Below are 25,593 nucleotides of genomic sequence, written 5' to 3'. Positions count from 1 at the left end.
TACTATCCTATTCGCCACGTAAAACTAATGCTGGTTCAACTTCAAGTGCACGTTTTACTGGAATCAAACACGCAATAATGGTTACCACAGCCGAAATAATAATCGTTGTTGGTATTAAATAAAATTCAATTACAATTGATCGCCCAAATACATTAGCACTGATTACTTGGGCAAAAATCAGACCACAAATTACGCCTATCACGCCACCAACAATACCTAAAATTAATCCTTCGGCTAAAAATTCTTTGGCAATACTTTTATTGGTTGCACCAATAGCCTTTTTCAGACCTATCTCTTTACGGCGCTCCATAACGACGGTCATCATAGTGGTGGCAACACAGATCATTGTCAAAATTAACACCACTAGTGTAACCAAATAGAGTAAAGATGACAGTTTACCGAGCACCGATGCTTCCGATTGTGTTACCCATTTTATAAGATGGGGGTCGACCGAGCTGGAATTATCTTTAATGGTTTGAATATAGCGCTGTAACTCATCTTGCGTTGCCGTAATACTTATTTCGACCACTTCGGCTTGATTGTTTTCTTCGAGTAACGTTTCAAGATCATTGAGTTCAATAAAGATAAAGTTATCCTCAGTTCGACCGGTTTTGACGATGCCGGTAATAGTTAATTCTTCATCGAAGCGCGAATTTTGTTTAGATTTTCCTGAAATTGGTATGGTACTACCAATTCTAAGCTTAGCAAAATGGGCAATATCGGTACCGATCATAATTTCATTTGGATTTTTCGGCACTTCACCTTCTATTTTCCAATAAGGGCTAGTATTGATAACTTGATCAAACTGCGTGCCGACAATGGTATAAGGCTGTTGATTACTGCGGATAGAGTCATAACGAAATGGGGTAACCCCTAATAGCTTATCTTGCGGGAGTAAGCTAACGGCTTTTTTTACTTCCGCCATTGGCATGGTAGGTTGATTATTAGCCGGCATCAACAGCAGATTAGCACCATAAGAGCGAAACTCTTGTCCCATTTGTCTTGGGATATCATAACAAAGTGTAACCATACCAAGTAAAACCGTGGCTCCTATCGCTACACCGAGTAATGCAATAGCAATCCGGGAACGACGGCGAATTAACGAACTAAGCAGCGTTTTTAAAATAAAGCGTTGATTTTTATTCATCATCATTTAGCCTCACTTACCGACCATGCAACACATCGGTTGGGCGTAAAAACATCATAATACGTAATGCCGGTAAGCTACCTAATAATGTAATCATGCTTACCATAATTAACACCAGTGGAATAATTATCATCTTAGGTTCAACAAACGAACCAAATACCGTTTGCCCAATAATTTGCGCAAAGCCAAGACCGACAAAATAACCAACCATCCCTCCGAGTAAAGCAATGATCAGTATTTCAGTAAGGATTAACATCGCTACCGAAATATTTGTTGCTCCTAACGCTTTTAATAAACCAATTTCAGTACTACGCTCAATCACATTGGCAGTAACTAAATTGGATATTGCTAGCGCCGAGCAAATTAAGGATAAAACAGTTAACAATAGCATTAATAACTGCGTTTTTTGTAAGATTGATCCTTCTGATTCAGCGACTTGCATAATTGCTTTAACTCTAACATCGGGCATTAACTCCTCCAATTGATAGGCTATCGAACTGATATAAGCGGTACAGTACCATGTATCCCATTCAGTTCGTGATAAGCTATTAGGATCTTGTGCTGCTTTACGGGCTAAATCATTTTCAGGCGTGGTTAATGCACTCACTTCTACCCGTTCAACCAAACCGTCTTTATTAGCCAGATTTTGCGCAACAGGAAGTGACACATAAAGCTCAGCATCTTCGATTCCACCACTGTGGAAGATGTTATTTACAGTTAAAGTCACTTTTTTATTTGTTAATGGTGAAATTAGCTCAAGGCTATCGCCTAGTTTCAGATTTAATTGCGTGGCAATAGTCTCACCCACCATTACACCTTGCAAATTATCATCCTTCATAGTGTTGCCTTCAATTGACCACCATGACTTCATAGCTAACATGCCAGTGTCAACCTCATCACCAGTTGGAATAGTCAGATGTTTATTAAACCAAGTTCCAACGAGGGTAACTGGTTTATCATTAACTGTTACTTGTGTAGTAAGATAAGGTGCAAAATCAACAATATTATATGCCCAGAAGATCATCTTAATCTTTACTAAATCATCTTGCTTGATATATTGAATAGCAGCTTGTGTATCAGTATTATCCAGTTGATATAACTCATTAACTAATGCAGCCCCTTTGGGAACGATATTTAAGTTAGCACCGTAGGCTTTTAATTCCTGATTAACTTTATCACCGACATCAAACATTACATTTAACATGGCAGTCGCCAGCGACACACCTAAAGCAACAGTTAAGGCGATTAAAAATAGCTTCTTTTTTTGACGAACTAACACGCTAAGTAACATTCTACGAAACATATTTTCTTCCTTTTAAAACCATTTACTTAAAACGACTTTTTTCAGCTTCAAGATGCGTAGGTCGAATAATCATATTGCCATCTAAAATCTCATATTTAAGTGGAACGGGATTACAACCGCCAGAAAAACCAATAGTCGCAATATTCATCACGACATCACATAAAATACAAACAACTTGATTTCCTCGTTGATAATAACCACTTGCCCCACAAATATCACAAGCATCAAAACCAACCCCATAAGCATTTTCGCTTTTCTTAATCACAATAAATCTTACTAATGTGCCATCGGTTGTTTGATAACCATAACGATGCAAATTGCCATCATTAACTTGTTCTAATGGAATAACAATTAAACCATCAGCATTTAGCGTAACTGGTTCAGCAGGGGTAAGTTCGACCCCTTTTTCAAATATATAACGAGCACGAGTAACGGTGTAGGCAGTAATAGCCACTCCCGCCATTAACAACAATGATGTACGACGATCACGTCGTAAACTTGCTTTAAGTTTGCGTATTTGAGCGGGATTATTACCAACCAGCGAGGTGGTTTTTGCTTTGGTATATAATAAAACAGTGAGTAGAAATACCAACACCATAAAGATAAAAGTAAACAAGTTGACATGTGCTAAAATAAAAATCACCAAATCCATCATCCATTGTTGCGGTGAGATAAATCGTCTGACAATTAATATTTGTAGTAAATTAATGGCGTTTTGAATGGTAAAGATAATAATGGCAAATGTCGCAATCACCATCACCAATCGAGTTGATAACCTAGCGCAAAGGCGATAAATCAACCAGCCAATTAAACCACAAACTAATAGAGCAAAGCCATAACCAACCCATTTAAACAGATAATCATTATTGAATATTGACTCCATGCCAACATCAAATCCAAATGGGTACAGTAAAATATTCGGTAAGCATTGAGCTGTAATCAGCCCTATGGCAACTGCAGTTAATACAGCCAATAGAATCTTAATAATAGGTTGTTGAAACGAATTTCTGAGCGACCAACTGATAAGCAATGGAATGACAATGATGCACCAAGGAATAATCACACCAAGGTCATAGTACTCTCGAACAGCAATACCGGTATTACGCTTTAAGATGGCATAAATGATTGCCGCCAGCATTCCCAATAAAAAACCAATGATAAGATATTTTTTACCACTATAAAGGTTTGACTGAACAAACACTGCACTAACAAGTGCCAATATGATCACAGGTACAAAAGTATTATCGGTAATACTGATAAGATATTGGAGCATAACGATTGCCTAAAGATTACAACGTATATTGGCGAGTTGTTACACTCGCCAATGGTTTAGCTAAATATTTATTGAGTTAACTCATTTAAAAATAATCATTACCATGCACGAGGGATGTAGTCAAAGTCCCAAGAAACCTCGATTGGTTTAGACCAGAAACGACCTTCAACACCCGTTTCTTTATCTACATGCAATAAATAACCTTGTTTTTCAGGGTTTTCGATTGTGAATGTAACTTTATATTTACCAGCACCATCTAACTTAATATTGTTACCATAGTGTGGGCCGTCTGATGCATTCATCGGCATAAAATTACCTTCGATAGTTTTGTCACTACCTTGTTTTTGAATTTTATATTTTACAGTTAAGTAAGGGACAAAATCACCTACACCAAAACCTAATTTATTACCTTCGGCAGCAGAAATATCGGCTTCGATATGCATATCTGACTTAGAAGCAGGTAAGCCACCCATACCAGCAGGCTCCATATCTACAGGTTGGAAGTAAACCGCACCAATATGTAATGGACCAACAGTGACTTCTTCACCGATTGGAAACTCTTCAAAACCTTTTTCTTCACCTGGTGCTGGCGCAGCAGCATTTGCCATTGAAGAAAGTGCAAGTATTGACGAAATACCAGCAGAAATAATTAGTTTTTTCATTGAAAACTCCTTAATTTTTTTAACAACTTGTTTTACTCTTTAATAATTAGTCAATAAATTAATAACTAATCAATTACAAATTACTGCCAATGTTTTCATTACTATTCAAGTTTAAATTACACCAAGAATAATAATATTATTTAATTTTTATGATATTTTTTGTAATACATAATAGAGAGCATTACGACAACCAGCATGACTAGCTGTGGCACTAATGTCTCAACCGTTGGATAGATGCCTAATACCTCTACTGAATGGACAAAATCTACTGGGGTGACCGAAATAATATCCGCTTCTTGTAACTCTTTCACACCACCGCCTGCAAAGGCTATCGCCATAAGATACATTAATGCACTGGTACAAATAAAAAATGGTTTAAGCGGTAATTTAACACTGCCAAAGCGGATAACAATAAATACTAAAGTCAACACGATTGTACCAACACCTAGTCCATACCACACCATATCCATGTGATCTTTAGCATCAGCTAACATAGCTTGATAAAATATGATCGTTTCTGCTCCTTCACGAAATACAGCTAAAAAGGCAGCAAACCCTAAAGCAAAACTGCTTCCGGTTGATACCGCACTTTGCACCTTACCTTCAACATAATTTTTCCATGCTTTCGATTCTGACTTAGATAGCATCCAGTTACTTATAAAGAACAGCACCACTGTTGCGAGTAACATGGCGGCACCTTCCATAATTTCTTGATTGGCACCACTTAAACCAACAATAGTATGCAAGGCGATAGCAGCTAACACGCTGGCAAACACCGCAAATAAACTGCTTAGATAGACGACTTTAAGCATTGGCTTATTATCTGAACGAACTAAATATGCAGAAATTGCCGCAATCACCAGTATCGCTTCTAATCCTTCACGGAAAATAATAATAAATGAGGCAAAGAAAACACTCCAGCCACTCTCTTTTTTACCATCTAACTCGTTAGCATCCTCGTGGAGCATTTTCAAAATAACATCAATCTCGGTTCGCACGACTTTGTTAGGCGCGCCTTGACTCATTAATCGTTTAATTTTAGCAAATTGGTATTCGGTATCAGTGCCACGTTTACCGGAAATGTAAGACATTACCGCTCGTTCAACACCATGCTTTTCATAAAAGCCAAAATAAGCATTGTTTACTCGATCTTTGGCAGCCTCGCTGTCTTTCATGAAATAGATGTTATAAGCATCATTTAAAATGATATCCATCTCATCCACAATCGCATTCCAGCTTGCATACTTCTTTTCAGTTGCGTAAGAAGGGGTACTAAAAATCGCTAAACTGGCAATCAGTAGTAACATTAAAGTTAAATACTTTTTCACTGCTTACTCCTTATTTTGCTAACAACATTATCCCTATTGGTTTGCTGTTTTCTGGCAATTGTAACGATTGACTAATAATCTCAGGTTTAATTGAATGGATGTAACGAGTGCTAAGTTTTAATGCCGCCGCAGACAAATAGACATTTTGACTCATAGCTCCAACGGCAATTTGACTAAAATCATTGGCTTTTTGTGCATCAAAATCATTGAGATTAGTACCATCAGCTACAAAAATAAGAATATACGGTGCTCGCTTAGTAAAATTTTGCATACCAATGTCAGCACGAATATCTTGCTTAGTTATCTCACGAAGATAGTGTCCTTCCCATTCATATAAAAAGGCACCTTTATCGCTTGCTACATAGAGGCGAACATAAGGTTGTTTACCATTAGCCATTGGCACCGTCCAACCATTTTTACCTCGATTTAATCCCGTTGCCGACCAAAGCACGCTTGATAGTTCATCATCAGAAACCATTCCGGTTGGAAACCCACCGCCTGAAGTTGAAGCACGTTTTTTAAGACTATCAAATAACCCCATGCCATCTTTCATTTGTGGCGAAGGTAAAGTGATATCAGCATAACTTATTGATAAAAAAAATAAAGACATTAATAAAGCAATTGTAACATTGCGTAACCAGCACAACATGGCATAGACCTTAAAATAGTTGCAAATATTTGTTAGCTATCTTATTGCTAATGCTTTCAATTATCAACAACAAACAATAATTATTATCATTAAGATAAAATAACTTAAGTAAAATAGTTGATATAGTTGATAAAGTAGAAATCGACATTGACTGCAAAGGACTGGTTAAGGTATTAACCAATCAATGCCGATTTTTATTTTTCTGTTTATTAAGTATATACTGGGACAATTTTTAAATTTTAAAGTAAAAATGAGTATTGATTGTTATGCCATTATCAACGTTAATTGTTTTACCACTTTTTATCTTAACCATTAGTTTAGCTTCGTTTTTTAAACAAAAAAAATGGCAAGTATTCACCATCATTTTAATGACAGTTATTATTGTGATGGAGCTTACCTCAATTTATTTTAGTGGTGGATTTATTGATTATCAGTTTTACGTCAATCTGAACGTGAATGATATTATTGAAGGATTATTCATCTTTAAACTGCAAGCGCTATTAGTGATTGTGGTATTTTTGGGGTTAGTGGTTATCCTCAGCAAATTAGCTAACTGGTTTCGCCATAAATATAAATTACACTGGCGATTACTATTAGTCATCGTTGCCGTTGCCTCAATTAGTTATCATAACGGCCCGATTAGTCGTGCTTATGAAATCTATCAAGTTACTTGTGCCCCAAAAGCAACTTTTGCCCAAGCGTTACAAAACTTAAATATGAATGATTATGTTGAAAAATCACAACTTGATAGCCAAAAAGGCAAAAATATTATTGTGTTGTCGTTAGAATCCTTCGAACAAGGATTTTTGGATTTTGCTGATATCACGCCAAATTTAAGACAACTCAGGCAACAATACACTTTCTTTGCTAATATGCCAATGAGTGCAGGTAGTACATGGACAACAGCTTCTATGTATACCTATATGACTGGTGTGCCATTTTTAATCGGAGAACACTCAACTTCACCATTAAAAGGTGCAAATACCACCCAATTGGTTACTTTAGGTGATGTGCTAAAACAAGCCGGTTATCAAACTCGCTATGTTATGGCTGGTCCGGATTTCGCAGGAATTGGCCACACCGCCGAAGTAATAGGCATGCAAGTCGTTTCAGAAAAAAATTATGTAGGCAAATATCCAAATGCACCATTTGGATTGTATGATAAAGATATATTAGACATTGCTAAACAGCAAATACAAGAGTTGCAAAATGCAGATAAACCCTTTGCGCTATTTATCTCAACTGTCTCAACTCATGCTCCAAACGGTTTTAATGATGAGCGCATGACATCAGTAATCAGCCCAAAACCAGATAATATGTCTTTTGTAGCCGCTTCGCTCGATTATAATTTAGGGGAATTTATTAACCACCTAAAACAGCAAGGTATCTTAGACAACACCGTGTTTTATATCTTCCCTGACCATTTAATGATGGGGGCAGGTACCGAAACGGTTAAAAAGTTATCAGAAAAAGAGCGCAAACTCTATTTGTTAACCAATGCAAATGTTGATGATTTAAAAAAATCACCCAATCAAAGTATTTATCAAATTGATTTACCGAGATTGATTCTAAATGGTGCACAAATTAAAACCAATGCAAAATTTTTAACCGATTACTTAAGCGGTGAGAACGTTGATAAAAAACAATTTATAGAACAACATAAAGCAAACATTGCAACCTTAAATAATGCAGCTCAAAAGTAGTGGATAAATGACAATTGATTGTTTAATTTTAGTTATTACCATTAGCTGTTTAGGCATGATATCCCCTGGACCAGATTTTTTTCTGGTCTTAAAAAATAGCTTAAGTTATAACCGAAAAATGGCATTAATGACCTGTTTAGGGGTGATAAGCGCGATCGCCATTCATATGAGCTATTGTGTGGCAGGTATTGCGGTATTAATCACCGCTACCCCGTGGCTATATAATGCCTTGCGTTATGCAGGCGCCACTTATCTGCTATGGATAGGTATTAAAGCGTTATTGGCTAAAAGTAGTGCTACCACTTATGTCAGCAAACAAACTCAGCCAATTAATGTCACCGCAAAGGCGGCATTTATGCAAGGGCTATTATGTAACTTACTAAATCCGAAAGCGACACTGTTTTTTCTAGCTATATTTACCCAACTGCTCAATGCTGATTCAACTATAATGGACAAATTGCTTGTTGCATTTATTATTTGCCTTGAAGCCCTACTTTGGTGGCCATTGGTAGTATTTATCTTTCAAACCCAAATCGTCCAGCGACGTTATTTCAAACTTCAATTTATTATTGATAAATTATTAGGTGTAATATTGATCTTACTAGGGATTAAAGTAGCGTTGGGATTTTAATACTTCAAAAAACCATTGCTCAATTTTTTCTTGAAAAATAACGTTCGGCAATAGTTAATCCGCCCAAGGGCGGAAATAGATTATCTAAATATTTTATCGTCAACCCTATAAAACTACTTTAAGTTACTGTTAAAATAAACAATAAGCCAAAAAATAATTATTAAGGATAGACACAAGCAGCGTGCTGATTATAGTATCGGCTATCATTACTGATGGCTATCCCACCTATGTTCGAGGCCACATAGTAGTATGGGGGTCTGAAGCTATCTCCTGCCACATAAAATCTACTATTGAAATTGATTCCATAGTTGTCCGTATTGCCCCATTCCGAAAATAATCCGGCACCAATAACACGCTGATAAAGATTATTAGGTGATGCAGGCTTAGCACTGACTAGGTCGGCAGAATTTCCTTCACAGTAATGTGTGCCCACTCCCTGACAAGATGCATTAGTTAAATCCCTAACTTTTGCAAGACGATATCCTATTAGTTGACACCAATTCATGTGCTGCAGGATTCTAGAAATATAAGGCCTATTAATAAACCACTGCTTTAATTTAAATCCATATTTAACAATCTGATTACCACGACTATCTCTACCCACAAGCTCAAAAGTCTGGGGTAATATTGGTTTAGCTACAGTGCTAGCTGGACTATTTGAATTTATCTGTGACTTAGTGGCAAAAGGTCCTTTTAATGTAACGCGAACACTTGTATTTGATACATTCGAAATGATAGCGCTAATTCCGCCACCAGCAGATGAAGACCAAGATAAAGTCTCGTTACTACCACCAATTTCTAAATCAAAATATAAATCATTAACACCTGTTGTCGGGAAATTTAGATGATAAGACGATGGGTCAGTAGACTGTGGAATAAACCCTCTATTTTCATTCCACATGGAGGTTGGCCCACGGTAATCGTGAAAACCACCATCAGGAAAATTCCAAGTCGTACCATATTCTAAGCTAGGTTTAGCAAAACAAATCACTGGTGTTGCTTTAGGGTTAATGTAATAAGTCACACTACTGGCATTAAAATTACTGCTATTTGGCACACCGTAACGGGTTTGTAATATGCCTTTAGTACTAGTTAATTTGACTTTATAAGGTGAGTTACAAATTGTTAGTACAGTATTACGTGACACAGATTGATTAAACTTATCAACAATAGATAAATTTAGATCACCAGTAGCCGTAATACTAGCATCACCATCATCATCTCGCCAATAGTTATACGGTGAACCAATAAGAGAAGTTAACGAAATTGAATTGCTATTAGTTGGTATCATCATGCCAATATTGGCAAAACTTTCCCCTTGATTGGGTAACACAATAGGTGTTACCGAAGAATTATTTGTTTCTGGAGTAATTTTTTCACCATTCGATAACGTTATAGCTAATAAATTATTAGTATCAGTGGCCCGTGATCCTCCACCATCAAAAGTCAAATATGGCGCTGTACCGTGAATAACATTTGTCGTATGAGTCGACAACGCTTGACTATTAAATGAAAATGACAGGAATAGAATAAACAGAAAAGTTAACAAAAATGGGGAGAATAAAAATGATCTTAATAGTGTTCTGAAATTTTGCTGATAAAACTGACTATGCAGATATAATGAACTTAGCTTATTAAAACTAAACCAATTTAAAGGGTAAGTTTGGCAGGTTGGGTGTTGTAAATTATAATCCATTTCGACAGTCACTGTCAAGTAATCCTATGTTTTATTTAACTTTATATTATCTAAACTGCCTACTTCCTCATCGAAAAGTTCGGCTTAAATCATCCATAAAGTATAGTAATAAAAAAGATCTACGCAACTTTATTTAACGGTTAAATTGTTAAATTTTGTAAATATTATTACTGACTGAAGTATAAAAAATAGAGTTTTAAACTTTTTAAAAAACTGTTCCTCAATTTTTTTGCTATTGAAAAAACTTTCTTAAATATTCTTTCACTAATTTTGTTTTTTAATTCTAAAAGCTTTTTGAATATTCAATAGTTAATTGTTAGACTATCTAACATAATCTGATTAAATATAATCATAAAATTGATTATAAATTTAATTTTTGTGTAAATTTAATTCTATAGGCAAGTAAACATGGATAAATTGTTACAATATGGTCGAGAACTTCTTGAACTTGAACTTCACGAAGCACAAAAGTTACCAGCACGGCTTGGCAAAGACTTTATTAAAGCTTGTCAGTTCATTTTGTCCACCAAGGGAAAAGTTGTCGTGTCAGGTATTGGTAAATCAGGACATATTGGAAAAAAAATCGCCGCTTCATTAGCTAGTACCGGTAGTCCGGCTTTTTTTATGCATCCCTCAGAAGCGCTACACGGTGATTTAGGCATGGTAACTGAAAACGATGTAGTAATTTTGATCTCTTATTCTGGTCGAGCAAAGGAGTTTCAATTTATTTTACCAATCCTTGCAGCCATGAATATTCCGGTTATCGCTATTACTGGTGGACTTGATTCGCCACTTGCGACAGCAGCACAAGCTGTATTAGACATTTCAATTGAGAAAGAAGCATGCCCAATGGGACTTGCACCAACCTCAAGTTCAACCAATACATTATTAATGGGTGATGCATTGGCTATTGCCGTTATGCGAGCTCGTGGTTTTAAAGAAGAAGATTTTGCTCGTTCACATCCTGCTGGTAGTCTAGGCGCTAAATTGTTAAATCACGTAAAAGATATTATGCGTAAAGGCGATTTAATTCCTAAAGTTTCACAATCAGCAACGGTACTCGATGCGATGTTAGAATTAAGTCGAACGGGTGTAGGATTAGTGGCAATATGCCAAGATGATAATAAAATTGTTGGCGTTTTTACTGATGGGGATTTGCGTCGTTTACTATTAAAACATGGTACACTACAAGACAATATTATCGAAGTAATGACCAGTCCAGGACATCAAATACCGGAAAATTGGAAGGCGGTCGAAGCCTTAAAAACATTTAATGATCATAATATTACAGCTGCCCCAGTAGTCAATAATCAAGGTGAATTAGTTGGTGCACTTAATATTCATGACCTACATCAAGCGGGGATAAGTTAACTGATTAGTAAATACCTGTTGCAAAATAGGGCTATCTATTGAGATAATTACCGACCTAAATTTTTGTCGTTAGACGGAGATCCAAGAAAGTTACACAATTCAAAGGCAAAATGATGATAAAAATCATTGCAAATTGATATTGTGTTGTAAATTTTAACCAAAATTAATAGATGATGAAACTACAATGGCAGAAAAGCGAAATATCTTTCTAATTGGCCCAATGGGGGCAGGAAAAAGCACAATAGGCCGACAAATTGCACAACAGTTAGGCATGGAATTTTTTGACTCTGATCAAGAGATTGAAAAACGTACAGGTGCTGATATTGCATGGATCTTTGACTTAGAAGGTGAAGACGGATTCCGAGCCAGAGAAGAGAAAGTCATTAATGAATTGACTGAAAAACAAGGTGTAGTACTTGCTACCGGTGGTGGTTCAGTACTATCGAAAGAGACGCGTAATCGTTTATCAGCACGCGGTATTGTCGTTTATTTAGAAACAACAATTGAAAAACAAATGGCAAGAACACAAAAAGATAAACGTCGTCCTTTATTACAAGGTGGCAATACCCCTCGCGAACTTTATGAAGAATTAGCTCAGGAACGAGATCCTCTTTATGAAGAAATTGCTGACATCACAATTAAAACCGATGAGCAAAGTGCTAAAGGTGTTGCTGGATATATCATTGATAAAATAGAACAAATTTAAATAATTGATCGATAAACCATGGTTGGTTATAAGGCATTAAACCTATTAATAGGTTAAGGAGTTAATATGCGTGTAGATAAAGATGATCGTTATATATCAGAACAATCCAATAAGCCGTCTACGCCCTCATTTAGTATTGCCAATTTTTTTCAGCATTATTCGAAAAAGAAATTGATAATTATGGGGTTAACTATTGTTATTATTGTCTTATTAATTAGCGCAATGTTATTGCGTTCGTCAAAACCCAAAACACCTACCCCACTAACTCCACCTGAAGTTAGCGGTGTTTCGACGATGCAAGAACCTGAACCAACCATAACAACGCAAGCCAATGACGTTGCAACAGATACAACTCAAGGTCAAGCATCTAGTACGGTACCAGCGCCTATGGCGCCGGCACCAATTACCGATGTTAATGAACAACAAAACAGTAGCGAATTGACCGGTAATAATGGTAATGGAGCCAACAGTCAACCTTTACCAGAGAGTAAACCTGAGTCACAGATTGACCAGAATACTCATCAGGATAATAATTTATCGCATAATAATGTGAATAATAGACCAACCTCGCCGAACAAGGTTGAATCTAAAGCAAATAATAACCTGACTAAAATTGACAAAATAAAGAGTAATCAGTTTTCGATTCAACTTAGTGCATCAACTTCGCTTGAAGGTTTAAAAAAATTGGCAAAAAAACATAATTTAACCAATTACCAAGTTTATGAAACTAAAAGAAATAATGCCAAATGGTTTATTTTAGTTAATGGTACGTATGATTCTGCTGCTGAAGCTAAAAAAGCAATCAACTCTTTACCTGATGCACTAAAAAAAGATAAACCTTGGGTTAAATCTGGCGCAACGATTAATAAAGAAAAATCGGCAAAATAGTAAAGGATATCGTTCATATATCCTACCAATGACAAAATAGGAGTTTCCGTTGAAGAAGCGACGAGCCTTTTTAAAGTGGGCTGGAGGAAAATATGAGCTTGTAGACACTATAAAACGGTATCTACCGGAAGGTGAACAACTCATTGAGCCCTTTGTAGGCGCTGGTTCCGTTTTTTTAAATACTAACTTCAAAAGTTATATTTTAGCTGATATCAATCATGATCTAATTGCACTATTTAAGTTATTACAATCCAATCCGGAGCAGTTCATTAATGATCTTAAATTACTATTTAATGATCAAAATAATCAGGCTGAAGCATTTTATCAACTACGTGACGTGTTTAATTATAGCAAAGATCAATATTTGCGATCGCTTTTATTTGTCTATTTAAATCGTCACTGTTACAACGGCCTATGTCGTTATAATAATAGTGGTTTATTTAATGTGCCATTTGGCCGTTACAAGACTATTTATTTCCCGGAAAGGGAACTCTATTTCTTTGCCAAAAAGGCACAAAATGCTGAGTTTGTCTGTACGCCTTATCATAAAGCGATGAAAATGGCGAAACGTAACTCAGTTATTTATTGTGATCCACCTTATTTATCACCTAATGAAACAGCAGGTTTTACCGCCTACTATTCTAATAATTTTGGGTTTGATGAACATCAAAGGTTGTCACAATTAGCGGAGCAAATTGCCTATAAAAAAGAGATTCCAGTTCTGGTATCAAATCATGATACTCACTATACCAGAACGTTATATAGTAAAGCGCGCCATCTTTACCGAGCAGAAATGCGGCGCTCAATTAGCTGCGCTGGCGAAGGACGCAAAAAAATTGATGAAATATTGGCCTTGTACCAAAAATCCTAAGCTATTTTTAAGTATAAGGTGTTTATGAGTAGAGGTATGTTATGAATGAATTTATTATTGCACCATCAATACTATCCGCCGATTTCGCTCGTCTTGGTGAAGATACCCAAAAAGTATTAGATGCAGGAGCGGATGTTGTCCATTTCGATGTGATGGATAATCATTTTGTTCCCAATTTAACAATGGGTAGTATGTTTTGTAAGGCATTGCGAGACTATGGAATTAGTGCACCAATTGATGTCCATTTAATGGTTTCTCCAGTTGAAGAGCTAATTACCTCTTTTGCCAAAGCTGGAGCAACAAACATATCTATTCATCCTGAAGCGACAATTCATCTAGATCGTTCATTACAATTAATTAAAGATCATGGTTGCAGTGCCGGTATTGTGCTTAATCCGGCAACACCACTTGACCATTTAGACTATGTGATGGATAAAGTTGATATTATTTTATTGATGGGTGTTAACCCAGGTTTTGGTGGTCAATCATTCATCCCAGCAACGCTTAAAAAGTTGCAGCAAGTTAAACAACGCATTATTGATTCAGGTAAAAATATTCGCCTAGAAATTGATGGCGGTGTAAAAGTAGATAATATAGCTGAAATTGCCAAGGCAGGAGCCGATATGTTTGTTGCTGGCTCAGCGATATTTGGTCAACCTGACTATAAAACGGTAATTGATGCAATGCGTAAAGAGTTAGCAGGAGTAAAACATGGCTAAATTAGATGATATTCAAGCTATCGCTTTTGATTTAGATGGAACATTAGTAGATAGCGTACCTGGACTTGCTTTAGCAACCCAGAAAATGTTGGCAGATCTAAACTTACCAACAGTTACCAATGAACAAGTTAAAAACTGGGTAGGTAATGGTATTGATGTGATGCTTGAACGCGTTTTCAAAGCTATTGATATTAATCCGTCAAAAGTATATTTTGCTGAAGCTAAACAAATATTTAGTCAGCATTATGATAAGGTTATGGATGAGCAGACAACACTGTTTCCTTATGTAAAACAGACCTTAAAAGCTCTTTATGAAAATCATTACCCTTTAGCTCTTGTAACTAATAAACCGGCACAATTTTTACCGGGATTACTAAGCTCATTAGGTATCAAAGAGTATTTTTCATTAGTACTCGGCGGTGGTGATGTAATTAAATTAAAACCACACCCTGCTCCGCTTTATCAAGTCATGGCAACATTGGGATTATACAATGATCAGTTATTATTTGTTGGTGATTCGAAAAATGATATTACCGCTGCCAAAAATGCTAATTGCCCTACTGTTGCGTTAAGTTATGGTTATAATTATGGCGAATCAATTGCAACAAGTGAACCCGATTTTTTATTTGATGATTTTCAAGATATATTAACCCTACTACCTCAGCCAAAAGCTGATGCAAAAAAATAATAAGTTAAAATTAGGAATAAATTATGAGTAAACCAATTGTATTTAGTGGCGCTCAGCCATCAGGAGAACTAACATTAGGCAACTATTTAGGTGCTTTAAAGAATTGGGTGTCTTTACAAAATGAATATGATTGCGTTTATTGTATCGTCAATCAACATGCGATCACGGTACGCCAAGATCCTAATAAGTTACGTAAAGCAACACTTGATACATTAGCACTTTATCTAGCCTGTGGTATTGATCCACAAAAAAGTACTATTTTTGTGCAATCCCATGTGCCTGCACATGCTGAATTAGGTTGGGCATTAAACTGTTATACCTATTTTGGTGAACTTAGTCGTATGACACAATTTAAAGATAAATCTTCTCGTCATTCAGAAAATATAAATGCCGGGCTTTTTGATTATCCAGTGTTAATGGCTGCCGATATTTTGTTATATCAAGCTAATTTAGTTCCTGTTGGTGATGATCAAAAACAACATCTTGAACTTTCTCGCGATATTGCTATACGTTTTAATGCCCTTTATGGCGATATCTTCACTGTTCCTGAACCATTTATTGCTAAAGTTGGCGCACGGGTTATGTCGTTACAAGATCCTAGCAAAAAAATGTCTAAATCAGATGAAAATCGCAATAATGTTATTGGGTTACTTGAAAATCCAAAAGATGTCGAGAAGAAAATTAAACGGGCAATGACCGATTCTGATGAACCACCTGTCGTACGTTATGATTTAAAAAATAAAGCGGGTGTATCAAATCTGTTAGATATCTTAACCGGTATTACGGGTAAACCTATTGCTGAACTTGAGAAAGAATTCGAAGGTAAAATGTACGGCCATCTAAAAACTGAGGTCGCAAATCAAGTTATTGATATGTTAACTGGTTTACAAGCGAAATATCATCAGTATCGTGATGATGAAAATTATCTTCTGAAAATTATGCAAGAAGGTGCACAAAAAGCTCGTGCAAAAGCAGAGCCAACGTTGAAAAAAGTTTATGACGCAATTGGTTTTGTATAGTTAACCGTAAAACTAGATTGCAATTAACGCTAAACAATATCAATTGGCTTTAATGACTAAAAGGATTATCGTTTTTATTAATGATAAATGCCGTTGAAGCCTTTTTGATTATCATAGGTTAGTTATGAAAATTATCATTCTTGGTGCAGGTCAAACAGGTAGTGCTCTTGCCGAATATCTGGTTACTGAAAAACAGAACGATGTGACAGTTGTAGATGAAGATCATGACAAATTGCAATCATTGCAAGAACGTTTTGATTTACAAGTTATTTGTGGAAAATCATCTTATCCACAAGTATTAGAAAGTGCTGGTGCAGAATCTGCCGACATGTTAGTCGCTGTTACCAATTCTGATGAAGTCAATATGATGGCTTGTCAAATTGGGCATGTTATGTTCAAGATTCCTCAAAAAGTGGCACGAATTCGAGCGCCTGAATATAATGATGAAAGATACTCGTTTTTTAATAAGGATTGTATTAATATCGACCATATTATTGCCCCAGAAAATCTAATCACCAATCATATCAGCCAGCTAGTGCAATATCCTGGCGCACTACAATTTGCCTCATTTTATGATAATCGAGTCTGCTTAGTTGCCGTCACAGCTTACTACGGTGGTGCATTGGTGGGTAGTGAATTATCAGAGCTAAAAGAACATTTACCTCATGTCGAAGCTCGGGTGGTGGCTATTTATCGTAAAAATCGTTTTATTCGTCCGATCGGTTCAACCTTGATTGAAGCTGGGGATATGGTTTACTTTATTACCCCACCGCTTAACATCAAAGCGGTAACCAGTGAATTACAACGGTTAGAAAAGCCTTATAAACGAATAATCATTAGTGGTGGTGGCGGCATTGCTGTTGCTTTAGCTAAGCGATTAGAAAACGATTATCAAGTTAAATTGATTGAACGTAATGCCGAAAAAGCAGAACTAATTGCCGAGCAGTTAGTTAATACGACCGTATTACATGGTGAATCATCGGATCAAGAACTCTTATCGCAAGAACAAGTCGAACTTACCGATCTTTTTGTTGCAGTGACGAGTGATGATGAATCGAATATTATGTCATCAATGCTTGCCAAAAGGATGGGAGCAAAAAAAGTCATCGTACTTATTCAACGACAAGCTTACTTAGAACTAATTAACGATAGTGTGATTGATATTGCCATTTCACCACAACATGCCACTATTTCAGAATTACTCAGTCATGTAAGACAAAATGGCGTGGTAAAAGTTGTCTCACTACGGCAAGGTGAATCAGAAATTGTCGAAGTGATTGTTCGTGGTGATACTGAAAATTCTAAACTAGTAGGTAAAAATATTAACAGTCTAAAATTGCCTTCAGGGGCAACTATTGGTGCGGTGGTGCGTGGTGAAGATGTGATTATTGTTAATACCGATTTAATGATCGAAGATGGTGATCATTTAATCATTTTCTTACCAGATAGACGATCTATAAGCGATATCGAAAGATTATTACAATAGCTTGTATAAAATATAAACTCAGTACATAATAAAACTGTTTTTATTAATTGTTTTTTGACTCGGGGTGTTTTTTGTTACTACAAAAAACTGAGATTTTACCCGTTGAACCTGATCTGGCTCATACCAGCGTAGGGAAGTCTTCGTCTTAATTATCCGTTTTGACACATTCTTCCCTTAATATCAATAATAAATAAGGAAAGAATATGTCTACCATTCAGTTATTTCAAAATAATGATGCCATTCCCTTTATTGAGCAAGTTAAACAACAACGACCGTTAGTCCATTGCATTACCAATGATGTCGTACAGAATTTTACCGCTAATGTCTTATTAGCCATTGGAGCTTCACCAGCAATGGTCGTTGCTAAACAAGAAGTTGAAGACTTTGTAACTATTGCCAGTAGTTTATTAATTAATATTGGTACCATTGATGAGCACAGCGCAAATAGTATGTTGTTAGCTGCAGCAAAAGCTGAACAAACACAGACACCATGGGTACTGGATCCTGTAGCGGTTGGTGCGGCACTTAAATATCGCACTGAAATTGCCAAACAATTGATAACTTTTAGACCAAGTGTTATTCGAGGAAATGCCTCTGAAATTCTCGCATTGAGTGGTCAACAATCATCATCGAAAGGGCCTGATGGACTTGATTCTACCGATTCTGCATTAAATGCAGCAATACTATTAGCACAAAAATATCAAACCATTGTCGCAATAACAGGTGAGATAGACTATGTCACAGATGGTGAACAAATTTATAGCATTGTCGGTGGCGATATCGCTTTAACTAAAGTAACCGGTACCGGCTGTTCGTTATCTGCGATGGTAGCAGCATTTATTGCAACCTCTAGTGATCGTTTAACCGCTACCGCAACAGCTTGTTTTATGATGAAAAAAGCTGGTGAACTCGCTAACAAACAATCAGGTTTAGGCACTTTTGCTATGGCAATAATTGACCAACTTTCCCTATTTAAGCAAAATTACCAATAAGGATATTTGATGAAAAAGCAACTTGATTTAACTCTCTATTTAGTCCTCGATCCGTTATTATGTGGCGGTATAGATGGCATGGTCACTACTACCAAAATTGCCGTTGAGAATGGTGTTACCGCAGTGCAACTACGTTCAGAACAAGAATACTCTGGTAAAAATTGGTATGACGCCGCACAAGCGCTCAAAGAAGTGTTAAGCAGTACCCAAGTTCCGCTATTTATCAATGACCATGTTGATATTGCTTTAGCCATTGATGCCGATGGTGTGCATATAGGACAAAGCGATCTACCGGTCGACGTTACTCGACGCTTAATTGGCAGAGACAAATGGTTAGGACTTTCAGTTTCAAATCAATCACAACTAGAGAATGTTCCGTGGCATTTAGTCGATTATCTTGGCATAGGGCCTATCTATCCAACCGCAACCAAAAAGGATGCCGCAGCTGCGACTGGCATTGCTCAATTGAAAGAACTGGCTAAAGCGAAACAATGCCCTGCCGTAGCGATCGGTGGTATCGGCGTGAATAATTTAACCGAAGTAATCCAAACTGGCATTGAAGGTATTGCCGTTGTGTCGGCAATATGTGGACAAGCTAATCTTGCCAAAGCGACATCAGACCTAATCAGTAAAATAAAACAAGCAAAATAGGAAACCAAATCATGACAACAGTTGCATTAACAATAGCGGGCAGTGACCCTAGTGGTGGCGCAGGTATTCAAGCTGACTTAAAAGCATTTTCAGCACTTGGTGCTTATGGTATGTCAGTAATCACCGCATTAACCGCACAAAGTACGCAAAGCGTTAATGGTGTACATGCCATTCCCTCTCAATTTATTGAAGCACAGTTTAATACGCTGTATCAAGATATCTACATTGATAGTGTTAAAATTGGCATGCTAATGAATAAAGAGATTGTTACTACGGTTCATCAGCTATTAAACAATCATCCTATTGCCAATATTGTGCTTGATACCGTAATGATTGCTAAAGGCGGACATCCATTGTTAAAAGCTGATGCCATTTCTGCTATTCGAGATCTATTATTACCATTAGCCACAATTATTACCCCAAATCTACCTGAAGCTGCTGCATTACTTGATTGTAGTGAGGCAAAAAACGAAGAGCAAATGCAACAACAGGGGTATGAATTACTTAAATTAGGTTGTCAGGCAGTATTAATGAAAGGCGGACATTTGCCAAGTCAAGAAAGCCCTGATTATTTAATCACTCACAACAACGTCATCAGAATGACATCACCAAGGATCGCAACGAGAAATACCCATGGTACAGGTTGTACCCTCTCTGCGGCAATTGCAGCCTTATTACCGAAACATCATTTAGAAGATGCAATAAAACATGCTAAAAACTACCTACAAGGGGCTATTGAGCATGCAGATAGTTTAAAAATTGGTAAGGGAATTGGACCTACTCACCATTTTTATCAATGGTGGTAACTGCAAATTTTTACACTGAATAATTAAATATTTATTTTTCTACAAATGGTTATCCAAAATAGTAATTAAAAATATGGTTAGAAAAATTGCTCAATAAGTTATATTTGATAAGAAATAATATATTTTTAAATCATTTTAAATTAATTTTTGATATGAATTAATTTAAGATATAAATAGGATTAAAAAAATAATATTAAAAATATTAAATGGAATTAGTTGGTTATAATATGATTTGTATAAAATATCTTATCTCAGTTGTTTTGTTTTTACCTTGTTTAGTATTAGCAATTGACTTAGATGTTCTTAAGGCGAACATTGATAAATATGATGTTGAATTAAATTTTAAAGATGGCGGTGATCTCGATATTCTTATTGAGAATGAAGAAATTAACAATATAGAGTTATTACAAAAAAGATTGACAGATGATTTTTATTTTAAAATGATACTTTCCTATAAAAAAGGTCAAGGATTGAAACCAACAGGTTTAAATATTTATAGTAAAAAAAATGACCAATTATTTCAGACTATAGATAATTTGCAAGGATTTGACTTTTTAGGAGAATATTCAGTAGGTGCGGTTAACCATATAGATGATAGCTATCGTTTTGCACCAGATTTTTTTGATCACAATGGCATAGAAATAGACTACAATTTTGATGGTAATTATAATGATTTTTATATAGCCAGAGCCGTTGATGATATGGAAGATGGACCTATCATTTATCGGTACTATTCTTATGATGAGAAGAAAAAAGAGTTTGTTTATCTCAATTTAGATGGTCGTTACATCGATTTTGATCCCAGCAAAAAAATAGCAAAAAGGAAAAAAATTTGCGAAGTAAATAACTATTCTGCAGTTATTTTAAATGAAACCTATCGGTTTATACCTAAAAATGGCAATTATACTTTAACAAATTCAACCTGTATTTATAAAGAATACCAATTTTTTAGAAATTATGAGGGCAAAGATCCTAAAGTTTCCCGTCAATGTTCTCAGAAAGAAATGAATTTCTGTATTAACGAAAATGAACTTGATAAAGATTTTGATTAATTGCTGCTTAAATATAACTGTGAACTCACTATATTTTGATGAGCTATTTAAGACTAAAATGTTTGGTAATAGTTTTTTTTTATAAGCTATAAATATCAACCTGAATTCACTTGTTATAGATACGAAAAGGGCGCAAATGTTTTTTAGGTGAAGGATATATTAAATTGACACACAGATATACTTCATCAACAATCCAAGTCGATGAAGTATACAAAAACTGTTAATAGATGATTTGATAAAAATACTCTCTAAGCTTTAGGCGATAATCATAATCGTCTAAAATTTAATAACGCTAAATACTGTTAATAAGCAATACCGACAAACTCAAATCCCGCTTCATTAATTGCCGCAATTGCCGCTTCTTGCGAGATAGTACCTCCGTCAATATCAACTTCATGCTTAGCTAAATCAACAGTAACTTTTGCTTTAGGATCAATATCATTAATTGCTTTAGTAATGGTTTTAACACAATGTTGGCAACTCATATTATCAACTATTAATTTCATCATTAACCCCTTTTGGTTATTTAATCATTTACCGGTAAACTATCAATACCAACAGATAGCAAAATCAAATTATTCTTTAAATAAACAAATTTGCTAGCTATTGCCATTAATTAAATAAAATTTAATTCTTATATTACGCCAAAACAAACTAAAACCAAGCTTACTTAAAAAATAAATTAACCTAATTTTAATAGACTTACCAAGATTAAGTTAAACATATCATCCAGTTATACAGCTAATTATTATGATTGGAATAAAAGTTATAGTATTAATTACTCGTTATAATAAAAAAATCCCAGTTGTTAAACTGGGATAATATTATTTGCCAAAAATTTTAATTCCGTAATGGAAGCATTCATAACACCAAACACCTAATGCTAAAGGAAACCAAATACAAGCTGCTTTACCAGCTAAACATATATCATGAATACCAAATTCAAAAGCTATATCATATTTAATCAACAATATTAATGAGATGAGCAAGCGCATTATAATAATTAATAAAAATCCCATGAAAGGTAAAAAGATTAAATAATTTAATAATACTAAATATTTCTTATTTTTTTTCATGATTATTTTCTCAATATTATCTTGTACACTATCTCCAACAAAAGTAGAAATAATGCTTTCGAGTGTAGCGCTATACTATGAGGCTAGTTTTATTCAGCTATATTTCTTTTTCCAGTTCCTAACTGTGAATCTCTTTTGTTACCAACTAATTATGCTGGTAAAAGATCTTTTTATTGAATTGTAATGAATGTACATATCCACCCACTACCTAACAGTACAAATTACTGTGACACAAATTATCTTTTACCGTGAGTAAAACTCCTTACTCCACATATAAACATAACCATCTGATATTCCTTCTCCTGTAGCTACGCTTTTAACATTTTGATTAACTCTTATTAGGTTAAATATCTATTGCCTTTTTAATCCAAATTATAACTAGAAACAGGTTTATCACCATAACCTACTGATATTTCTATATTCATCATAGTTCCTAATATCTTTATAGCTATTTTTCACTCTCATTTTTACTGCGAGCAATAGTTGTAGCAATATCATCTATATCGCAAACTATAGTTACACTAGATCTACTACTATTTTCACTTTTATATGCCTCTGGTTCTTATGTTTACATAAATAATAGTTTCAGTTTTGTTGATGCTAATTTTTGCTCTGTTGCTACTACGTCAGTATTGATATCTCCGTAGCTAATCAATCGGTCATGCATTTTAGTCATCAATAAATTGAAACCTTATGCATCTAAACAACAGTGCTCGGCTTGACGAGACTGTTTATTGATAAGAATAAACTAAGGTAATTTATCTCGCTCTAATAATTGCATCTGATTAATACTCAAATAGAAAAAAACCGATGAGAAATGAATATCTCTAGTTTCATAAGTAGTAGGTAATAGATGTATGTCAGGCGATGAAAGTATTGATGAATATTGAAGAGCTTTATCACGATTTCTTGGATGGATAAGTTGTTGCGTTGTTGGTGGTTCAGCTAACGCAACAAACGAGGGTATGATAATGGCCCCCCAAGCAAATAAATATTTTTTTATCATTAAATTCATCATATTGACTACGCGACAACATCACATAAAAAAAGATATGAAACCATGTTAACAACAAAATACAGGAAGATCCATGAATAAAGTTGATATATATCAATTTATAATATCTTTTAATGTTTTATTTATATTACTTATTTGATTATCTTTTCCTTTTTATAAAAATCAGTAATAAATAAGATTAGGATTGTTTAATAACAACTCATTAGCAGATCTAAACTCTGCACAACGACCTAATCTATTCCCACATTAAATCTTAATACCTAATCCCCCTAATTTCAGCATAGGCTTGTAATTAAGGGGCTATCTTAGCAGGAACAACCCCATTTGATACAGTAACTTTAATGGATCAACTGCTCCAATTGCTGTAGCTGGTTTAAGTCAGTTTCACTGTTGTACTTGCTGGAATGGCATTACTTCCTACTACTTTAGCTTCGGCTCAAATAGAGCTGGAGCTAAAACTTATCTCCTTCCGCTAATTCTGATTTAGTTTATTGAGATTTTTTGTAAAAATAATTGAGGAGTGTATGCCGTCTTATTGATATTTGAATATCCGTGGGCTATTAATAAAGCAATAATAAGTCGCTGAAGATAATTTTAGACATCAGGATTTGGACATACTAAACGAACTCAATAAAACAACATTAATGTGAAATTAAAATCAGTAATAATATCTATCCCCCCTTTCCTTAAAATTTTTAGGTAAAGGGGATTAGAGGTAAGTTAAAAAGTAACTAAGTTGTGGTTTTAGGAATTTTACCTGTCCACCAAATTGGTTTTTCATCAGGTTGTAAATTATCGAAAACAGATAAAGGGATCTGACTGTAGCTTACACAATAAGGGATGGTAGTAATTGCTACCATTACAGGTTCGTAGTTATAATCAGGACGCGATTTGAACGCTTCATAACTTACTATAGCACATTCAATACACTCATAAAATGCTTCAAAATATTTACCAAAAATTTCAAATAAAGTTGATTTAGCTCTATCTAAATCACTTTTAACTTGACCTGATAATATTTTACTCCAATCAAATGCTTCTCTATCCAACTGTTTAAACTCTTTTTCTACCAATTTCATTAATGCTACGGCAGCATCTAACTCTTCTAATTTTAAATAACGACGATATAAGCGGTCAGTAATCAGTGACCAATTTTGGTCAGGATATTTAGGTAGAACATAATATGAAATACAGTCAAAAAATAGCTGCATATCACTGTCTGTACCTAAATTAAATATTGATCCTCCACCTATAAAACCGTTTTTTAGTGACATAATTTATTTACCTCAAAGTTCATCTGTTAAAAATCGAATTTGTTCTAGCTTAATTATTCCATTTGATTTGCTTTCAATACCACCCCTTATTTTATTTTTTTGTGCGGCAGTTATTTTTTGACCGCGAATATCTATTACAACTAATTGTTGTACTCCTGATGGTAGATGTTTTTTTCTCTCAATGGCTTGTTTGGAAACATTATCAATCAAACCATTTATATTATTTTGTATATCATAATTTTTTACTTCTATTGAACAAGTAGTCCCGTTACAAAAATCTGGCCTTACACTCCCGTCTGTTCCCCATTTTACCTTTTGACCATTCAGATAGCTTTCCTGAGCATTAAAATCAGGCGTTAACGTTTTACCAACATCTCTTTCTGAATCCACTGGAGTTGGACGACCATTAGTCGTTGTTCCGGTATTTCCTGGTGATGGGACATTTATTTTCTCATTTTTTTCAAAAATATAATATGAGCCATTGTTTTTATAAATTGGATTTCCCGCAGCATCAACTTGACCTGTATTTGTATAAACGCCACCTCTAGGTCCAACTATATTATCGCCTTGTTTGCTATAACCAGTAG

Annotated in this window: 26 protein-coding genes and 1 riboswitch; of the genes, 14 read left to right on the top strand and 12 right to left on the bottom strand. The window is 35.2% G+C overall.

Features of this window, described 5'->3' with window-relative positions; translation table 11 throughout:
* Positions 1 to 7: 7 nt before the first annotated feature.
* The 6 genes from H3T80_RS00130 to H3T80_RS00105 all read right to left on the bottom strand — a co-directional run bounded on the left by H3T80_RS00130 (position 8) and on the right by H3T80_RS00105 (position 6,362).
* Positions 8 to 1,147: an FtsX-like permease family protein gene (locus tag H3T80_RS00130; RefSeq protein ID WP_198199121.1), complete on the bottom strand. Its 1,140-nt coding sequence runs from the start codon at positions 1,145 to 1,147 to the stop codon at positions 8 to 10.
* Between the two features lie 16 nt (positions 1,148 to 1,163).
* On the bottom strand, positions 1,164 to 2,450 hold the full coding sequence (locus tag H3T80_RS00125; RefSeq protein WP_198199120.1) for an ABC transporter permease: 1,287 nt from the start codon (positions 2,448 to 2,450) through the stop codon (positions 1,164 to 1,166).
* A 22-nt stretch (positions 2,451 to 2,472) separates the two neighbouring features.
* Positions 2,473 to 3,723 (bottom strand): Fe-S-containing protein, encoded by a 1,251-nt coding sequence (locus H3T80_RS00120; RefSeq protein WP_198199119.1) that lies wholly within the window; start codon positions 3,721 to 3,723, stop codon positions 2,473 to 2,475.
* Between the two features lie 98 nt (positions 3,724 to 3,821).
* Complete coding sequence (locus H3T80_RS00115; protein WP_065578501.1) at positions 3,822 to 4,385, bottom strand: iron transporter; 564 nt, start codon at positions 4,383 to 4,385, stop codon at positions 3,822 to 3,824.
* A 140-nt stretch (positions 4,386 to 4,525) separates the two neighbouring features.
* Positions 4,526 to 5,713 (bottom strand): FTR1 family protein, encoded by a 1,188-nt coding sequence (locus H3T80_RS00110; protein ID WP_198199118.1) that lies wholly within the window; start codon positions 5,711 to 5,713, stop codon positions 4,526 to 4,528.
* Positions 5,714 to 5,723: 10 nt separating this feature from the next.
* Entirely contained in the window at positions 5,724 to 6,362 is a 639-nt protein-coding gene (locus tag H3T80_RS00105; RefSeq protein WP_198199117.1) for a nitroreductase family protein, read from the bottom strand.
* Positions 6,363 to 6,628: 266 nt separating this feature from the next.
* Here H3T80_RS00105 and H3T80_RS00100 point away from each other — a divergent pair, with 266 nt between their 5' ends.
* Positions 6,629 to 8,065 carry an LTA synthase family protein gene (locus H3T80_RS00100; protein ID WP_198199116.1) on the top strand — a complete coding sequence of 479 codons (1,437 nt, stop codon included), beginning with the start codon at positions 6,629 to 6,631 and terminating at the stop codon, positions 8,063 to 8,065.
* Between the two features lie 7 nt (positions 8,066 to 8,072).
* On the top strand, positions 8,073 to 8,696 hold the full coding sequence (locus H3T80_RS00095) for a LysE family transporter (protein WP_198199115.1): 624 nt from the start codon (positions 8,073 to 8,075) through the stop codon (positions 8,694 to 8,696).
* Positions 8,697 to 8,856: 160 nt separating this feature from the next.
* On the opposite strand, the gene H3T80_RS00090 is transcribed toward H3T80_RS00095, so the two are convergent.
* The gene (locus tag H3T80_RS00090; protein WP_198199114.1) at positions 8,857 to 10,404 is read right to left on the bottom strand and encodes a hypothetical protein; all 1,548 of its coding nucleotides are present in this window, start codon (positions 10,402 to 10,404) and stop codon (positions 8,857 to 8,859) included.
* 396 nt (positions 10,405 to 10,800) lie between these two features.
* Here H3T80_RS00090 and gutQ point away from each other — a divergent pair, with 396 nt between their 5' ends.
* The 12 genes from gutQ (at position 10,801) to H3T80_RS00030 (ending at position 21,641) form a co-directional block, all read left to right on the top strand.
* Complete coding sequence (gutQ, locus tag H3T80_RS00085) at positions 10,801 to 11,763, top strand: arabinose-5-phosphate isomerase GutQ (protein WP_065614018.1); 963 nt, start codon at positions 10,801 to 10,803, stop codon at positions 11,761 to 11,763.
* 184 nt (positions 11,764 to 11,947) lie between these two features.
* Positions 11,948 to 12,469: a shikimate kinase AroK gene (aroK, locus tag H3T80_RS00080; RefSeq protein WP_034901329.1), complete on the top strand. Its 522-nt coding sequence runs from the start codon at positions 11,948 to 11,950 to the stop codon at positions 12,467 to 12,469.
* Positions 12,470 to 12,535: 66 nt separating this feature from the next.
* Positions 12,536 to 13,357 (top strand): SPOR domain-containing protein, encoded by an 822-nt coding sequence (locus H3T80_RS00075; protein ID WP_198199113.1) that lies wholly within the window; start codon positions 12,536 to 12,538, stop codon positions 13,355 to 13,357.
* A gap of 49 nt (positions 13,358 to 13,406) precedes the next feature.
* Entirely contained in the window at positions 13,407 to 14,228 is an 822-nt protein-coding gene (locus tag H3T80_RS00070) for a Dam family site-specific DNA-(adenine-N6)-methyltransferase (protein WP_110448378.1), read from the top strand.
* A 41-nt stretch (positions 14,229 to 14,269) separates the two neighbouring features.
* Positions 14,270 to 14,947 carry a ribulose-phosphate 3-epimerase gene (rpe, locus tag H3T80_RS00065; protein ID WP_110448379.1) on the top strand — a complete coding sequence of 226 codons (678 nt, stop codon included), beginning with the start codon at positions 14,270 to 14,272 and terminating at the stop codon, positions 14,945 to 14,947.
* On the top strand, positions 14,940 to 15,635 hold the full coding sequence (locus H3T80_RS00060) for a phosphoglycolate phosphatase (RefSeq protein WP_198199112.1): 696 nt from the start codon (positions 14,940 to 14,942) through the stop codon (positions 15,633 to 15,635). Before rpe ends, H3T80_RS00060 begins: the two co-directional genes overlap by 8 nt.
* 23 nt (positions 15,636 to 15,658) lie before the next feature.
* Positions 15,659 to 16,654, top strand: a complete 996-nt coding sequence (trpS, locus tag H3T80_RS00055; protein ID WP_198199111.1) for a tryptophan--tRNA ligase — start codon at positions 15,659 to 15,661, stop codon at positions 16,652 to 16,654.
* A 124-nt stretch (positions 16,655 to 16,778) separates the two neighbouring features.
* On the top strand, positions 16,779 to 18,140 hold the full coding sequence (trkA, locus tag H3T80_RS00050; protein WP_198199110.1) for a Trk system potassium transporter TrkA: 1,362 nt from the start codon (positions 16,779 to 16,781) through the stop codon (positions 18,138 to 18,140).
* Positions 18,141 to 18,190: 50 nt separating this feature from the next.
* Positions 18,191 to 18,292, top strand: a riboswitch (TPP riboswitch).
* Positions 18,293 to 18,352: 60 nt separating this feature from the next.
* Positions 18,353 to 19,132, top strand: a complete 780-nt coding sequence (gene thiM / locus H3T80_RS00045; protein WP_370548241.1) for a hydroxyethylthiazole kinase — start codon at positions 18,353 to 18,355, stop codon at positions 19,130 to 19,132.
* A 9-nt stretch (positions 19,133 to 19,141) separates the two neighbouring features.
* A complete protein-coding gene (gene thiE / locus H3T80_RS00040; RefSeq protein ID WP_198199108.1) occupies positions 19,142 to 19,783 on the top strand; it encodes a thiamine phosphate synthase in 642 nt (213 codons plus the stop codon).
* Between the two features lie 11 nt (positions 19,784 to 19,794).
* A complete protein-coding gene (gene thiD / locus H3T80_RS00035; protein WP_198199107.1) occupies positions 19,795 to 20,589 on the top strand; it encodes a bifunctional hydroxymethylpyrimidine kinase/phosphomethylpyrimidine kinase in 795 nt (264 codons plus the stop codon).
* A gap of 206 nt (positions 20,590 to 20,795) precedes the next feature.
* Positions 20,796 to 21,641, top strand: a complete 846-nt coding sequence (locus tag H3T80_RS00030) for a hypothetical protein (protein WP_198199106.1) — start codon at positions 20,796 to 20,798, stop codon at positions 21,639 to 21,641.
* 302 nt (positions 21,642 to 21,943) lie between these two features.
* Here H3T80_RS00030 and H3T80_RS00025 read toward each other — a convergent pair whose 3' ends face one another.
* From H3T80_RS00025 to H3T80_RS00005, 5 genes are all read right to left on the bottom strand, one after another.
* Positions 21,944 to 22,147 (bottom strand): heavy-metal-associated domain-containing protein, encoded by a 204-nt coding sequence (locus H3T80_RS00025; protein ID WP_198197801.1) that lies wholly within the window; start codon positions 22,145 to 22,147, stop codon positions 21,944 to 21,946.
* Between the two features lie 318 nt (positions 22,148 to 22,465).
* The gene (locus H3T80_RS00020; RefSeq protein ID WP_110448385.1) at positions 22,466 to 22,717 is read right to left on the bottom strand and encodes a hypothetical protein; all 252 of its coding nucleotides are present in this window, start codon (positions 22,715 to 22,717) and stop codon (positions 22,466 to 22,468) included.
* A 748-nt stretch (positions 22,718 to 23,465) separates the two neighbouring features.
* The gene (locus H3T80_RS00015; protein WP_198199105.1) at positions 23,466 to 23,723 is read right to left on the bottom strand and encodes a hypothetical protein; all 258 of its coding nucleotides are present in this window, start codon (positions 23,721 to 23,723) and stop codon (positions 23,466 to 23,468) included.
* 740 nt (positions 23,724 to 24,463) lie between these two features.
* On the bottom strand, positions 24,464 to 25,006 hold the full coding sequence (locus tag H3T80_RS00010) for a hypothetical protein (RefSeq protein WP_198199104.1): 543 nt from the start codon (positions 25,004 to 25,006) through the stop codon (positions 24,464 to 24,466).
* 12 nt (positions 25,007 to 25,018) lie between these two features.
* The coding region (locus H3T80_RS00005) for a hypothetical protein (RefSeq protein WP_198199103.1) at positions 25,019 to 25,593 on the bottom strand (575 nt) is incomplete at its 5' end.

Origin of the sequence: Gilliamella sp. W8145 (assembly GCF_016101145.1) — a bacterium.
GTDB lineage: Bacteria > Pseudomonadota > Gammaproteobacteria > Enterobacterales > Orbaceae > Gilliamella > Gilliamella apis_A.
Note: the sequence above shows the minus strand (reverse complement) of the source record. Positions and strands in the feature narration are given on the sequence as shown.

Coding starts and splice junctions, on each gene's coding strand:
- thiD (WP_198199107.1), top strand. CDS start 19,795: ATGACAACAGTTGCATTAACAATAGCGGGCAGTGACCCTAGTGGTGGC.
- H3T80_RS00105 (WP_198199117.1), bottom strand. CDS start 6,362: ATGTTGTGCTGGTTACGCAATGTTACAATTGCTTTATTAATGTCTTTA.
- H3T80_RS00075 (WP_198199113.1), top strand. CDS start 12,536: ATGCGTGTAGATAAAGATGATCGTTATATATCAGAACAATCCAATAAG.
- H3T80_RS00010 (WP_198199104.1), bottom strand. CDS start 25,006: ATGTCACTAAAAAACGGTTTTATAGGTGGAGGATCAATATTTAATTTA.
- H3T80_RS00100 (WP_198199116.1), top strand. CDS start 6,629: ATGCCATTATCAACGTTAATTGTTTTACCACTTTTTATCTTAACCATT.
- H3T80_RS00120 (WP_198199119.1), bottom strand. CDS start 3,723: ATGCTCCAATATCTTATCAGTATTACCGATAATACTTTTGTACCTGTG.
- H3T80_RS00020 (WP_110448385.1), bottom strand. CDS start 22,717: ATGAAAAAAAATAAGAAATATTTAGTATTATTAAATTATTTAATCTTT.
- H3T80_RS00030 (WP_198199106.1), top strand. CDS start 20,796: ATGGAATTAGTTGGTTATAATATGATTTGTATAAAATATCTTATCTCA.
- H3T80_RS00025 (WP_198197801.1), bottom strand. CDS start 22,147: ATGAAATTAATAGTTGATAATATGAGTTGCCAACATTGTGTTAAAACC.
- trkA (WP_198199110.1), top strand. CDS start 16,779: ATGAAAATTATCATTCTTGGTGCAGGTCAAACAGGTAGTGCTCTTGCC.
- rpe (WP_110448379.1), top strand. CDS start 14,270: ATGAATGAATTTATTATTGCACCATCAATACTATCCGCCGATTTCGCT.
- H3T80_RS00095 (WP_198199115.1), top strand. CDS start 8,073: ATGACAATTGATTGTTTAATTTTAGTTATTACCATTAGCTGTTTAGGC.
- aroK (WP_034901329.1), top strand. CDS start 11,948: ATGGCAGAAAAGCGAAATATCTTTCTAATTGGCCCAATGGGGGCAGGA.
- thiE (WP_198199108.1), top strand. CDS start 19,142: ATGAAAAAGCAACTTGATTTAACTCTCTATTTAGTCCTCGATCCGTTA.
- trpS (WP_198199111.1), top strand. CDS start 15,659: ATGAGTAAACCAATTGTATTTAGTGGCGCTCAGCCATCAGGAGAACTA.
- H3T80_RS00015 (WP_198199105.1), bottom strand. CDS start 23,723: ATGATAAAAAAATATTTATTTGCTTGGGGGGCCATTATCATACCCTCG.
- H3T80_RS00130 (WP_198199121.1), bottom strand. CDS start 1,147: ATGAATAAAAATCAACGCTTTATTTTAAAAACGCTGCTTAGTTCGTTA.
- H3T80_RS00115 (WP_065578501.1), bottom strand. CDS start 4,385: ATGAAAAAACTAATTATTTCTGCTGGTATTTCGTCAATACTTGCACTT.
- H3T80_RS00060 (WP_198199112.1), top strand. CDS start 14,940: ATGGCTAAATTAGATGATATTCAAGCTATCGCTTTTGATTTAGATGGA.
- H3T80_RS00125 (WP_198199120.1), bottom strand. CDS start 2,450: ATGTTTCGTAGAATGTTACTTAGCGTGTTAGTTCGTCAAAAAAAGAAG.
- gutQ (WP_065614018.1), top strand. CDS start 10,801: ATGGATAAATTGTTACAATATGGTCGAGAACTTCTTGAACTTGAACTT.